General features: G+C 69.3%; 13 protein-coding genes. 4 read left to right on the top strand and 9 right to left on the bottom strand.

Annotation, left to right across the window (positions count from 1 at the left end; genetic code table 11):
* Positions 1-7: 7 nt before the first annotated feature.
* The gene (locus AC1HFW_RS24250; RefSeq protein ID WP_225856542.1) at positions 8-784 is read right to left on the bottom strand and encodes a Crp/Fnr family transcriptional regulator; all 777 of its coding nucleotides are present in this window, start codon (positions 782-784) and stop codon (positions 8-10) included.
* A 138-nt stretch (positions 785-922) separates the two neighbouring features.
* Here AC1HFW_RS24250 and AC1HFW_RS24255 point away from each other — a divergent pair, with 138 nt between their 5' ends.
* The 3 genes from AC1HFW_RS24255 to AC1HFW_RS24265 are packed head-to-tail and all read left to right on the top strand — an operon-like array spanning position 923 to position 3,882.
* The gene (locus AC1HFW_RS24255) at positions 923-2,146 is read left to right on the top strand and encodes an ABC transporter substrate-binding protein (RefSeq protein ID WP_116521108.1); all 1,224 of its coding nucleotides are present in this window, start codon (positions 923-925) and stop codon (positions 2,144-2,146) included.
* Positions 2,147-2,156: 10 nt separating this feature from the next.
* Entirely contained in the window at positions 2,157-3,071 is a 915-nt protein-coding gene (locus AC1HFW_RS24260) for a beta-keto acid cleavage family enzyme (protein WP_061073209.1), read from the top strand.
* 34 nt (positions 3,072-3,105) lie between these two features.
* Complete coding sequence (locus AC1HFW_RS24265) at positions 3,106-3,882, top strand: SDR family oxidoreductase (protein WP_479285409.1); 777 nt, start codon at positions 3,106-3,108, stop codon at positions 3,880-3,882.
* A gap of 28 nt (positions 3,883-3,910) precedes the next feature.
* Here AC1HFW_RS24265 and AC1HFW_RS24270 read toward each other — a convergent pair whose 3' ends face one another.
* From AC1HFW_RS24270 to AC1HFW_RS24305, 8 genes are all read right to left on the bottom strand, one after another.
* Entirely contained in the window at positions 3,911-5,467 is a 1,557-nt protein-coding gene (locus AC1HFW_RS24270) for a fumarate hydratase (RefSeq protein ID WP_479285410.1), read from the bottom strand.
* Between the two features lie 64 nt (positions 5,468-5,531).
* Positions 5,532-6,890 (bottom strand): MFS transporter, encoded by a 1,359-nt coding sequence (locus tag AC1HFW_RS24275; protein ID WP_479285411.1) that lies wholly within the window; start codon positions 6,888-6,890, stop codon positions 5,532-5,534.
* A gap of 106 nt (positions 6,891-6,996) precedes the next feature.
* Positions 6,997-7,668, bottom strand: a complete 672-nt coding sequence (gene maiA / locus AC1HFW_RS24280) for a maleylacetoacetate isomerase (RefSeq protein ID WP_479285412.1) — start codon at positions 7,666-7,668, stop codon at positions 6,997-6,999.
* 12 nt (positions 7,669-7,680) lie between these two features.
* Positions 7,681-8,703 carry a fumarylacetoacetate hydrolase family protein gene (locus tag AC1HFW_RS24285; RefSeq protein WP_479285413.1) on the bottom strand — a complete coding sequence of 341 codons (1,023 nt, stop codon included), beginning with the start codon at positions 8,701-8,703 and terminating at the stop codon, positions 7,681-7,683.
* A gap of 61 nt (positions 8,704-8,764) precedes the next feature.
* On the bottom strand, positions 8,765-9,724 hold the full coding sequence (locus tag AC1HFW_RS24290) for an MBL fold metallo-hydrolase (protein ID WP_479285414.1): 960 nt from the start codon (positions 9,722-9,724) through the stop codon (positions 8,765-8,767).
* A gap of 36 nt (positions 9,725-9,760) precedes the next feature.
* Positions 9,761-10,357, bottom strand: coding sequence for a VOC family protein (locus AC1HFW_RS24295; protein WP_479285415.1), 597 nt, complete (start codon positions 10,355-10,357; stop codon positions 9,761-9,763).
* Positions 10,358-10,374: 17 nt separating this feature from the next.
* Positions 10,375-10,581 (bottom strand): DUF2783 domain-containing protein, encoded by a 207-nt coding sequence (locus tag AC1HFW_RS24300; protein WP_479285416.1) that lies wholly within the window; start codon positions 10,579-10,581, stop codon positions 10,375-10,377.
* Positions 10,556-12,262: an FAD-dependent oxidoreductase gene (locus AC1HFW_RS24305; protein ID WP_479285417.1), complete on the bottom strand. Its 1,707-nt coding sequence runs from the start codon at positions 12,260-12,262 to the stop codon at positions 10,556-10,558. Before AC1HFW_RS24305 ends, AC1HFW_RS24300 begins: the two co-directional genes overlap by 26 nt.
* A gap of 158 nt (positions 12,263-12,420) precedes the next feature.
* Here AC1HFW_RS24305 and AC1HFW_RS24310 point away from each other — a divergent pair, with 158 nt between their 5' ends.
* Positions 12,421-13,218, top strand: a complete 798-nt coding sequence (locus tag AC1HFW_RS24310) for a helix-turn-helix transcriptional regulator (RefSeq protein WP_225856543.1) — start codon at positions 12,421-12,423, stop codon at positions 13,216-13,218.

The following is a 13,218-nucleotide window of genomic DNA, read 5'->3' on the forward strand; positions in this document are numbered from 1 at the left end:
CGCATCCTTAGGTTGGCATGTCGGTCGGGTGATCCGCCGGCTCGCGGTTCAGCTTCGCATGGCGGTACAAGCCTTCCCGGTCCAGGATCGTCATGCCGCCATAATGCGTCTGCAATACGCCCTCCCGCGCCAGCCGCGTCAGCGTGGCGTTGCAGCGCTGGCGCGAGACGCCGCACAGGCTGGCGATCTCCTCCTGGGATATCTTGAGCCGGCCGTTGGTGCCGGAATGCTGCTCGGCGTTCAGCTGCGCGGCGACGGCGCGGGCCACCGTGGTGTCGACGTCCAGCAGCACGTTGCCGGTGTAGCAGGCCATCAGCCAGTTCACGCGTTGCGCCAGGTGCATCATCAGCGCCTTGGTGAATTCGATGTTGTGGTTCCACAGGCGTTCGCAGGTGTCGCGCGGCAGGATCGCGACCTGGCTCGGGCGCAGCGCCACCACTTCGTATTCGAACGGCTCGCGGCGGATCATGGTGGCCTCGCCGAACCAGCTGCCGGTGCTGAAGCCGGCCAGCGACAGCGACCGGCCGTCCGACCCGCGCGACGACCATTTCACCAGGCCGTCCACCACGCCATACCAGCCCAGCGATCTCGAGCCCTCGCGGAACAGGCGTTCGCCCGCCTGCAATGTGACCACGCGCAGTTCGGCGCGCACGACCTCGCGCTCCAGGCGTGGCAGGCCGTTGTACCAGGGCACGACGGCCAGCATCCGGTCCACCGGATCCTGCTTGGGCCGCCGCCTGGGGCTGGCTGATTCGTGGCCAACGCTGCCCGCCGGTGCTCGCATGGTTTTCCCCGTTTCGCCGTGGTGATCGCGCCCAGGTAAACCCTAGGGCGCTTTGTCAACATGATGACTGTTCGCTTCGGGGGCCAGTCCGAGAATATTCGGGGCCCCAGAGCCAAAAAACCATAAGAGGAGACAGGTATGTTGTCAATGCCACGCAGGTTTTCGCGCGCTGTCCTGGCCGGCGCCATTGCCGGCGCGCTGCTGCACGCGGGCGCGGCCCGGGCGCAGATTTCCGACGACGTGATCCGGATCGGCTTCATTACCGACATGTCGGGGGTCTATTCGGGGCCGGACGGCCCTGGCGGGGCCGAGGCCATCAAGATGGCCATCGAGGAGATGGGCGGCGAGATCAACGGCAAGAAGATCGAGCTGCTGACGGCGGACCACCAGAACAAGGCTGACATCGCCTCGGCCAAGGCGCGCGAGTGGTTCGACCAGCGCGGCCTGGACATGCTGATTGGCGGCACCAATTCCAGCACGGCGCTGGCGATGTCGAAGGTGGCCGCCGACAAGAAGAAGCCGATCATCGTGGTGGGCGCGGGCGCGCCGGCCCTGACCAACGAGCAGTGCACGCCGTACACGCTGAACTATGCCTACGACACCGTGGCGCAGGCGCGCGGCACCGGCGCGGCGGTGGTGAAGGCGGGCGGCAAGAGCTGGTACATCCTGACGGCCGACTACGCCTTTGGCCACGCGCTGCAGGCCGATACCACCAAGGTGGTCGAGGCGGGCGGCGGCAAGGTGGTCGGGTCGGTCAAGCATCCGCTGTCGACCAGCGATTTCTCGTCGTTCCTGCTGCAGGCGCAGGCCAGCAAGGCCGAGATCCTGGCCCTGGCCAATGCCGGCGCGGACGCGACCAACGCGATCAAGGCGGCCAACGAGTTCGGCCTGACCAAGACGATGCGGCTGGCCGGCATGATCATGTTCATCAACGATATCCACGCCATGGGCCTGGACACGGCGAAGGGCATGTACCTGACCGACAGCTGGTACTGGAATGCGTCGGACGAGACGCGGGCCTGGGCGCAGAAATTCTACGAGCGCCGCAACGCCATGCCGTCGTCGCTGCAGGCGGCGGATTACTCGGCGGCCATCCAGTACCTGCGCGCGGTCAAGGCCACCGGCACGGACGATGCCGACAAGGTGCTGGCCTACCTGCGCGAGAACAAGCTCAACGACGTCTACATCAAGAACGGCGTGGTGCGTCCGGACGGGCGCGTGGTGCACGACATGTACCTGCTGCAGGTCAAGACGCCCGAGGAATCGAAGGCGCCCTGGGACTACTTCAAGGTGGTGCAGACCATCGACGGCAACGAAGCCTTCACCACCAAGGCCGAGACCCGCTGCGCCCTTTGGAAATAAGAGAACCGCCATGGCAAAACGCAAAGTGATCGTGACCATTGCCCCCACCGGGGGCATGGCGTTCAAGAGCCAGAACCCGCACCTGCCGACCCAGCCGGCCGAGATCGCCGAGGACGTCTACCGCTGCTACAACGCCGGGGCCAGCGTGGTCGCGCTGCACGCGCGCCGCCCCGACGACCAGGCCACCTGCGACGCGGCCATCTACCGCGACATGAACCAGCGCATCCGCGAACGTTGCGACATCGTGCTGAACAACTCCACCGGCGGCGGCGTGCATGGCGACATGGTCAAGGAGACCACGCCGGGCACCTGGGAGATCCTGTGGGAAGAGCGCCTCAAGGGCATGGAGGCCGGCGCCGAGATGTGCACGCTGGACGCCACCACGCTGAACCTGGCCTTCGGCGACCGCGAGTACCTGATGAACACGCCGCTGAGCCGCGCGCGCGAGATGGCGGCCGGCATGAAGGCGCGCGGCATCAAGCCGGAGTGGGAGGTGTTCAGCCCGACCCACATCCTGCAGGACGCCACCACGCTGATCGGCGAGGGACTGGACGAGGAACCGCATTTCATCAACCTGGTGATGAACGTGCACCGCAACTTCCAGAACGCCATGCCGTTCTCGCCGCGCCACCTGCAGATGATGGTGGACCTGCTGCCCAAGAACAGCATCTTCTGCGTCAGCGGCATCGGACCGTCGCAGCTGGAGGCCAACATCAGCGCGCTGCTGCTGGGCGGCCACGCGCGGGTGGGGCTGGAAGACAACCTGTATTACCGTCACGGCGAGCTGGCGACCAACGTGCAGCTGACCGAACGCATCGTGCGCATCATCCGCGAGATGGACATGGAGCCGGCGACGCCCGCCGAGGCGCGCGAGATCCTGGGGCTGCCGCTGCGCGGCGGCGTGCGGCCGGCATTCGCGCTGTGAGACCGATGCGGCATTTTCCAAGAGGTGAAGCCTGATGATCGAATCGTTGAAAGGCAAGCGGGTCCTGATCACCGCCGGCGCGGGCGGCATCGGCCTGGCGATCGCGCGCAAGTTCCTGGCGTCGGGCGCGCAGGTGCATATCTGCGATGTGGCCGCGGAGGCGGTGCAGGCGGCCGTGCAGGCGCATCCGGGCTTGAGCGGCAGCGTCACGGACGTGTCCGATGAGGCGCAGGTGCTGGCGATGTTCGCGGACCTGGCCACGCGCTGGGGCCGGCTCGATGCGCTGGTGAACAACGCCGGCGTCTCGGGTCCCACCAGCCGGCTCGAGGACACGGACCTGGCGGCGTGGCGGGCGACGCTCGACGTCAACCTGACGGGCACGTTCCTGTGCGCGCGCAGCGCGGTGCCGCTGCTGTGCGAGGCCGGCGGCGGCGCCATCATCAATATCTCGTCGGTCGCGGGCCGCCTGGGCTTCTCGCTGCGCAGCCCCTACAGCGCCAGCAAGTTCGGGCTGGCCGGACTGACGCAGACCTGGGCGATGGAGCTGGGGCCGTCCGGCATCCGCGTCAACTCGGTGCTGCCGGGCGTGGTGGCGGGCGAGCGGGTCGAACGCATCATCGCCGCGCGCGCGGCGGCGGGCGGCGTCAGCAACGACGCCATGCGCGCGCAGCTGGTGGAAAAGGTGTCGCTGCGCAAGATGACCCAGCCCGAGGACATCGCCAATCAGGTGGCGTTCCTGTGCTCGGAAGAGGGCGCGATGATCAGCGGCCAGAGCATCTCGGTGTGCGGCAACGTGGAATACCTGGGGTGAGGCGGCAGCGCCCGCGTCGGCCCGCGGGCTACGCAGGCAGGCCCGCGCCCGGCGCCTCGACGCGGATCGGCAGCCGGGCATCGCGGCGCCATTGCGCGGGCCCGCTCACGTGCAGGTTGCCACCGTCGGCGTCCACGGCCACCGTCACCGGCATGTCGACCACGTCGAATTCGTAGATGGCTTCCATGCCCAGGTCCGCGAACGCGACGACGCGGGCGTGGCGGATGGCCCTGGACACCAGGTAGGCGGCGCCGCCCACGGCGATCAGATAGGCCGCGCGGTGACGCTGGATCGCGGCGACTGCCTCGGGGCCGCGCTCGGCCTTGCCGACCATCGCGATCAGGCCGGTGCGCGCCAGCATCATGTCGGTGTAGCCGTCCATGCGCGTGGACGTGGTGGGGCCGGCCGGGCCGACCGCCTCGTCACGCACCGCATCCACCGGTCCGACGTAGTAGATGACGCGGTCACGGAAATCCGCCGGCAGCGGCTTGCCTTGCGCCAGCAGTTCGCGGATGCGCTGGTGGGCCGCATCGCGGCCAGTGAGCATGCGGCCGTTCAACAGCAGGGTCTCCCCGGCGCGCCAGCCGGCGACCTGGTCGCGAGTGAGCGTGTCCAGATCGACGCGCCGGGCCTCGGCGGCCTGTGAGCGCGGGCCGAGGTCGGGCCACAGGTCGAGCGATGGCGGTTCCAGTTGTGCCGGTCCGCTGCCATCGAGCACGAAACGGACGTGGCGGGTGGCGGCACAGTTGGGGATCAGCGCGACTGGCTTGGCGGCGGCGTGGGTCGGGTAGGTCTTGAGCTTCACATCCAGCACCGTGGTCAGGCCGCCCAGGCCCTGCGCGCCGATGCCCAGCGCGTTGATGCGCTCGTACAGTTCCAGGCGCAGCGCCTCTTCGGGCGCCAGCGCCTCGCCATCGGCGGCGCGCGCCTGCAAGGCGTGCATGTCGAGCGGCTGCATCAGGCTTTCCTTGGCCAGCAGCACGGCCTTTTCGGCGGTGCCGCCGACGCCGATGCCGAGCATGCCGGGCGGACACCAGCCGGCGCCCATCGCCGGCACCTGCGCCAGCACCCAGTCCACCACGCTGTCGCCGGGATTCAACATGGCGAGCCGCGCCTTGTTTTCCGATCCGCCGCCCTTGGCCGCGACGATGACCTCCAGCTTGTCGCCGGGCACGATCCGGACGCGGGTGACGGCGGGCGTGTTGTCGCGGGTGTTGACGCGGGTGAACAGCGGATCGGCGATGACCGAGGCGCGCAGCGGGTTGTCGGGGTCCAGCCAGGCGCGCCGCACGCCGGCGTCGACCGCGTCCTCCAGGCTGCCGGTGAAGTCCGCCCATTGGATGTCCATGCCGACCTCCAGGAAGACATTGACGATGCCGGTGTCCTGGCAGATGGGGCGTTGGCCGATGGCGGCCAGGCGCGAGCTGGCCAGGATCTGCGCCATGGCGTCGCGGGCTGGCGCGCTGGCCTCCCGTTCGTAGGCGCGAGCCAGGTGCGCGATGTAGTCGGGCGAGTGGTAGCAACTGATGTACTGCAACGCGCCGGCGATGGCGTCGATCAGGTCTTGCTGGCGGATGCGGGTCATGGTCGGTACAGGTCTGTGCGGGGAAATGCCGTCCGGAGCGTGCGCGGATTCCGGACGGCGGGCGTCATTCGGCGTGCAGGGTGACGCCGGGCCGGTCCTGGACCAGCGTGACGGCGATGAACGAGATCGCGGCCATGACGACGACGTACACGCCCACCAGCCACGACTGGCCGGTGGCGGAGATGATGGACTGCGCGATCATGGCGGCGAAGGCGCCGCCCAGGATCGAGCCCAGCGCATAGCCGGCCGACACGCCGGAATAGCGCACGTCGGCGGGGAACATCTCCGCATACAGCGCGGCCTGCGGGCCATAGGTCAGGCCCAGCGGCAACGACAGCGCGGCCAGCGCCAGGGCGAATTGCAGCGGATCGCCCGATTCGATGAAGGTCCACATCGGGATGGCCCACAGCGCCAGCAGCAGGTAACCGAGCTGGAAGGTGCGCACGCGGCCGATGCGGTCGCCGAGCCAGCCGCCCAGCAGCGTGGTGCCGAGCCAGCAGGCGGCGGCCAGGGTGCAGATCATCAGCACCTGTTGCGGCGGCATGTGCAGCGCGCGGCTGCCGTAGCTGATGAAAAAACCCACCAGCAGGTAGCCTGCGGTGCTGTTGCCCACGAAGATCAGCGTGGTCAGCGCGATCTGGCGCGGATACTTGCGCAGCAGCGCACCCAGCGGCGCCGAGGAATGGCTGCGGCGCGATTGCATGCGCAGGAACACCGGCGATTCCTCGACCGCGCGGCGGATGAAGACGCCAACGATGATCAGCGCGATCGACAGCAGGAAGGAGATGCGCCAGCCCCAGGCCATGAAATTCTCGGGACCGACCAGGGTTGTGATGCACCACAGCGCGCCGGTGGCGACGATCATGCCGAGCGGCACGCCGATCTGCGGAAACGCGCCAAACAGCGAGCGCCGGTCCGTGGGCGCGTGTTCGACCGCCATGAGCGCCGCGCCGCCCCATTCGCCGCCGGCCGAGAAGCCCTGCAGCACGCGCAGGCCCACCAGGATCACGGGCGCCCAGAGGCCGATCTGGGCGTAGGTCGGCAGCACGCCGATCAGTGCGGTGGAAACGCCCATGAGGATGAGCGTGGCCGCCAGCACGCGCTTGCGGCCGTAGCGGTCGCCCAGGTGGCCACAGACGATGGCGCCCAGCGGCCGGAACAGGAACGCCACGCCGACGGTGGCGAACGACAGGATCAGCGACAGTTCGGGGCTGTCCTGGACGAACGGGGCGAAGAACAGCGAGCCCAGCACCAGGCCGGCGGCCTGCACGTAGATGAAGTAGTCGTACCACTCGATGGCCGAGCCGACCAGCGTGGCGGCAAGCACCTTGCGGTCCTCGGCGCTGACCAGCGCGTCGGATGGCCGGCGTTCGCCGGCGGGCGCGGGCGCGACGGCGCCCTGTCCGGGGAAATCTGTCTGCATGCGTGTCTCCTTGGGGGGCGCGGACGGTGCCGCTGTGTGTTGTTCTTCTGAGTGTTCTGGTTGGGGAAGCGGGGTGGCCCGGGGGGGGCTCACCCCGGCGGGCGCCTCAGGCGGCGGCTTGCGCCGGCCGTGGCGCATCGGGCTGGTTTTCGGGGCGGGCGGCGTCGAAGGCGGGCAGCGCGGCGCAGGCGTCGACGATGGCGCGCACTCGTGCGAACGGCGCCAGGTCGACGCCGTAGCGCAGGGCGTTGTAGACCTGCGGCACCAGGCAGCACTCCACCAGCGTCGGCGCGGTTCCCAGCGCGTAGTCGCCGCGCTGGGCGGGTAGCGCCGCCTCGAAGGCATGGAAGCCTTCCTCGCACCAATGGCGGTACCAGTCGCGCACCTGGTCGTCATCGGCGCCGAACTGCGTGCGCAGGCGCTTGAGCGTGCGCAAGTTGTTCAGCGGATGCATTTCACAGGCCACCAGCAGCGCCAGGGCCCGCGCCTGGGCGCGGCTGCCCGGGTCGGCCGGCAGCAGCGCCGGCTCGGGATGGCGCGCCTCCAGGTACTCGACGATGGCGAGCGACTGCTGCAACCGCAGCCCGTCGATCTCCAGCATCGGCACCAAGCCGAACGGCGCCAGCGCGCGGTAGGCGGGTTGCAGGTGCTCGCCCTGCGCCATCTGCCACGGCACCTGGCGATAGGGCAGGCCCTTGAGCGCCAGCGCGATGCGCACGCGATAGGCCGCGGAACTGCGCCAGTAGCTGTGCAGGGTGGGGGCGGATGTGTCGGCCATGGCGGTTCCCTTTCAGGCAGTGATCGTTTCCGGCGTGGGGCGGGCGGCGGGCAGCGGCCGGACGCCGGGGATCCGCACCTGCTGGTCGATGTCGCCGAACAGGCTGTTGCCGGCGTCGTCGCGCATGCCGATGCGCACGCGGTCGCCGTGCTTGAGGAAGGGCGTGCGCATCTGGCCGTCGCGCAGCTGTTCGCGCACCCGCGCTTCGACCAGGCAGCACACGCCGACGGCGTCGCTGGCATTGGAGATGGTGCCGCTGCCCAGGATGGTGCCGGCGCCCAGCCGGCGCGTGCGCGCGGCGTGGGCGAGGAGTTGGCCGAAATGGAACTGCATTTCCTCGCCGGCCTGGGGCTGGCCGATCAACTGGTCGTTGAGCCACACCTGCATCGGGCGGTGCAGCTTGCCGTCGCGCCAGTAGGGCGCAAGCTCATCGGGCGTGACGAAAACGGGCGACAGCGCCGAGGCCGGCTTGCCCTGCAGGAAGCCGAAGCCCTTGGCCAGTTCGGGCAGCACCACGTTGCGCAAGGTGACGTCGTTCACCAGGCCCAGCAGCACCACGTGTTCCAGGGCGGTCGCGGGATCCACGCCTTGCGGCACGTCGTCGGTGATGACCACGACCTCGGCCTCCAGGTCGACGCCCAGGTCTTCGCTGGTGGCGGTGATGGGATCGCGCGGGCCCATGAAGTCATCCGAGGCGCCCTGGTACATCACGGGATCGGTGAGGAACGACGGCGGCATTTCACCGCCGCGGGCGCGGCGGGTCAGGTCGACGTGGTTGAGATAGGCCGAGGCGTCCAGCCACTGGTAGGCGCGCGGCAGGGGCGCGGCGCAGCGGGCCGCGTCGAAGGGCTGGCCGTCGCCGGCGCGCAGGTCGTCGTACTCCGCCTGCAGCAGGGGTGCGCAGCGGGTCCAGTCGTCAAGCGCCTGCTGCAAGGTGGCGGCAATGTGCGGCACGGCGCGCATGCGGGTCAGTTCGCGGTTGACGACGACCAGCTGGCCGTCGCGGGTATCGTTGTTCAGGGTGGCGAGTTTCATGAGGGGAAGATTCCGGGTGCGGGCGCGCCGGGCGGTTGCCGGCGCGCGGTGTCGAGGGCGTTCAGGCGGCCAGTTCGGCCCACATTTCCCGGTCGCGCTGGGCGGTCCAGACGCGCGGGTCGGCGATGCCGCTGGCCTCGTCGAAGGCGCGCGAGATGTCGAAGGGGATGGCGTGTTCGTAGATGACGACGTGGCCGAACTCGGGGTCCATCACGCGGCGGGTGTCTTCGTAGACCTGCTTCAGGCCCTTGCCTTCGCTGACCCCCTGGCGGGCACAGCCGTACAGCGTCTCGACCCAGCGGCGGGTGTAGCCGATGGCTTCGCGGCAGGCGTCGGGGCGGGTGAGCGCGGGGCCGCGGCCGGGCACCATCTGCGTCGGTTCCAGCGCCTGCAGGCGGTCCAGGGTGGCGGGCCAGTCGGACAGGTAGGCGTCGCCGGTGTAGACGCCGGCGTTGAATTCGACCAGGTCGCCGGCGAAGCAGATGCCCTGCGACGGGATCCACACGATCGAGTCGCCACGGGTGTGGCCGTTGCCCAGGTGCATCATGCGCACTTCCAGCTTGCCCATGAAGAGGGTCAGCTCGCGCTCGAACACGGTGGTGGGCCAGGTCAGGCCCGGAATGCCCTCGGCCGACTGGAACAGGCGCGGGAAGCGGCCGATCTCGGAATCCATATCGGCCTGACCGCGCTCGACGATCAGTTCGTAGGTGCCGCGGCTGGCGTAGGTGTTGACGGCGCCTTCGGCCGCGAAAGCCGACGCGCCCAGCACGCGCACCGCGTGGTAGTGCGTCAGGGCAACGTGGCGGATGGGCTTGTCGGTGACGCCGCGGATGGCCCGGATCAGGTTCTGCGCCATGGCCGGCGTGGCGGTGGCGTCGACCACCATCACGCTGTCGTCGCCGATGATGACGCCGGAGTTGGGGTCGCCGTCGGCGATGTAGGCGTAGGCGTTTTCGGACAGGCGCTCAAAAGAGGTCTTCTTTTCCGCCACGTCGGCTTGGGATGCGAAAGGCTTGCTCATCGTGTTCCTTGTCTGGATGAATGAAGGGGGACGGGGTCAGTCCGCGCCGCCGTGGTGGCGGGCATGGCTGGTGGTGCCGGTGGCGCCGGGCTTGAGGCCGGCGGCCTTGTCGCGGGTCCAGGTGGCCAGTTCCTCATGCGCGCTGAGGCGCTTGCGGGCCACGTAGTCGGGCACGGGCAGGCGCGCCGTCAGTTCCAGCCGGATGCCATTCGGATCGAAGAAGTAGATGGAGCGGATGAAGTGGTGGTCGGTCGGGCCGACCACCTCGATGCCGTGGTCGCGCAGGCGCTGGCGCATCCGTTCCAGTTCGGCTTCGCCGCGGATTTCCATGGCGAAATGATTGACCCAGCGCGGCGTGTCCGGATCCGGCTGGCTGAGCGCGTTGTCGCCAAGGTCGAAGAAGGCGATGTGCGAGTGGTCGGCGAATTCGAAGAACAGGTGCACGAACGGGCAGTGTTCGCCGGTGGACGGCACGCGCTCTTCCTTGACCACGTGCACCAGGGGCAGGCCCAGGATGTCTTCGTAGAAGTGGCGCGTTTCCTCGGCGTCGCGGCAACGCCAGGCGAAGTGGTGCAGGCCGTGGATGGGCGGGCAGGCGGCCGCGGGCGCGGCGGGATCGTTGAACTGCGTCATGGCGCGGTCTCCGTGGTTCAGGGAATGTGCAAGGCGGGCGGCTGGCCGCGGGCCGCCAGGATTTCGTCGACCGCGGCGCGCACCCGGGCGGCGTCGTCCAGCGCCTCGATCAGCAGCAGCGACAGCCGGGCCAGGCTGTCGCGCTGGTCCGCCGGGTCGGCCACGTCGGTGAGCGCGATCAGGTGCTCGAGCAGGTCATCAAGTTGTTGCTGGGAGTGCGGCATGGATTGCGCCTTCGGAAATGTGCGGGAGGCCGCCGGCCTCGGGAAGGAATTCAGCGTGGGCGCAGGGCGGGCTTAGCGCCGCGTCGACCCAATCCGTGATGGTGGCGGGCGCCAGCGTCTGCGCGTCGCTGACCGCCATGACGTGATGGTCGGGCCGCAACAGCCAGGCGCCGCCGTCCATGGCCTGGCCCAGCTGGTGGGCCAGGGCGGCGCGTCCGCGCGCGTCGCACCAGGAGCCGACCGCGACCCAGCGCAGCAACGCGTCGTCGTGCGCGCCGGCCACGCCCGCGGGCAAGGCGTCGTCGAACACCAGTACGGTGAACCAGGGGCCCAGCAGCGCATGCAGGGACAGGCCATCGGCCTGCCGCAGCACCACGTTGGGCAACGCGCGCCCGGTGTGTTCGTGGGCGCCGCGCGCCAGCGGCGACGCGGGATAGACGGCCGGCATGCACAGGCGGCCGGTATTGATCATGCGCGCCGCGATCTCGTGCCGCGGGGCCAGCGCGATGATGGCGTCGCGCCACAGCGCGGCGGAGCGGGCGGCGCCGGGATAGACGAAGCGCGACGAGCGGCGCGCCTGGCGGATGTTCTCCATGGCGGCGTGCTTGCGTTCGGCGCCGTAGCTGTCGAGCAGGCCGGGGCCAGCGCGGCCTTGCAGCAGCAACGCCAGTTTCCAGCCCAGGTTGTCGGCATCCTGGATGCCCCCGTTGCCGCCGCGCGCGCCGAACGGCGCCACCAGGTGGGCCGAGTCGCCCGCGAACAGCACGCGGCCATGGCGCAGGTCGTCCAGGCATTCGTGGCGATAGGCCCAGACGCCGTGCCAGGCGATGTCGAAATCGACCCGCTCGCCCAGCAGGTCCCAGACCCGCTGGCGCATGGCGGCGTCGGTGGCGGCGGCCTCGGGATCTTCGTCCGGACGCAACTGGAAATCCAGGCGCCAGGTGTCGTCGGCCATCTTGTGGCGCCAGACCGCGCGGCCGTGGTTGCTGCGGGCGTCGAGCCAGGTCCAGCGCTCCTCCGGCCAGGTGGTGCCGCGCAGCACGATGTCGATGATGATCCAGCGGTCTTCCGTGCGGTCGTAGACGCGCGGACGCAGGCCCAGCATGCCGCGCACGGCGCTGTTGGCGCCGTCGCAAGCGACCACCCAGCGGGCCTGGGTGCGATAGGCGCCGTCCGGCGTCTGCACCCGCAGCGTGACGGGGCCGTCGGTACAGGACTCGATGCCGGCGACCTGGTTCAGCCAGCGCAGGTCGGCCAGCGGCTCGCGTTGCAGCGCATCAACCAGGAACGCTTCCAGGTAGTACTGCTGCAGGTTGATGAAGCCGTTGTGGCGCATGTCGGGCTGCGCCTGCAGCGTGAACGATGCCACCGCCATGTCGCGGCACAGCACGCGGCCGACGTTCCAGCGCACGCCCTTGGCGACCACCGCGTCGGCCATGCCCAGCCGGTCGAAGATGTCGAGCGTGCGCTGCGCCCAGACCATGCCGCGCGAGGCCAGGCCGCGCACGCCGACGGTGTTGTCGTCGTCCAGCACCACCACCGGGATGCCGCGGCGCACCAGATCCAGGGCCAGCGACAGGCCGGTCAGGCCGGCGCCGACGATGGCGACCGGATGAGGCTCAGCGCGCGGACGGTCCATTTCGTCCGGCCTGAGATAGGGGTAGAGGGGAAGCTCTGTCATCGTTTTCCCTAGGACTCCGAGGGTTCTGCGAGGTAGGTCACAGGCACCACTCTAGGAGCGCGGGAAGGACGCGTCATGTCCTCACGAGAGAGGACACCCGGACGGCCGGGAAGCCCTTAGAATCGGGAAAAACACGCCCGGAACGGGGGACGAGAACCATGGAAGAGACAAGCAAGCCGTTGGCCGTGGACGGGCGGGCGGACCAGTGGGCGGCGTCGGCCGTCATGGACCTGGGCAGTCCGATGTTCCATGCCGCGTTGCTGCTGGCGTTGCGCGAGTCGGTGGCCGCCGATCATGTCGCGCACGTCTTCTATGGCCATGACGGCGCGGTGCAGTACTCGTCGGCCGCCAGCCTGTTGAACCAGGCGCTGATCGAATGGACCACCACCGTCTATGTGGATAACCAGTTCTACCGCCGCGATCCGAACTACGCGCTGTTGCGCGACCTGGCCTGTCGACCCGAGCAGCATCCGGACCTGATCATCCAGACCGCGGCGCCCGAGCGCATCCTCGACGCCGAATACCGCGAACTGCTGTTCGAACGTCCTGGCTTCGCCAGCAAGATCTCGCTGATCGGCGCGCGCAGCGAAGGCATCAGCTACCTCAACCTTTACTTTTCACGCTCGCATTCGGCCGACGTGACCGACCTGATGCGCGGCCGCGCGCCGCTGCTGATCGCGCTGGCGCGGCGTCACCACCAACTGTGCCGGCGCGAGGCGATGCCCGCGCAGGCCGCCTGGTGCGATGGCCTGTCCGAACGCGAGGTCCAGGTGGCGGACCTGCTGCGCCAGGGACGCACCGCCAAGGAAGTGGGGCGCGAACTGGGGCTGTCGCCGACCACGGTGGTGACCTACAAGAACCGCATCTTCAAGAAGCGCAACGTCACCAGCCTGAAGGAATTCCTGATCCAGGCGCCGGCCGCGCCGGAATACGCGGCGCCGCGCGCCAACGCCTGA

It is taken from the genome of Achromobacter sp. ISS7 (genome assembly GCF_056523125.1).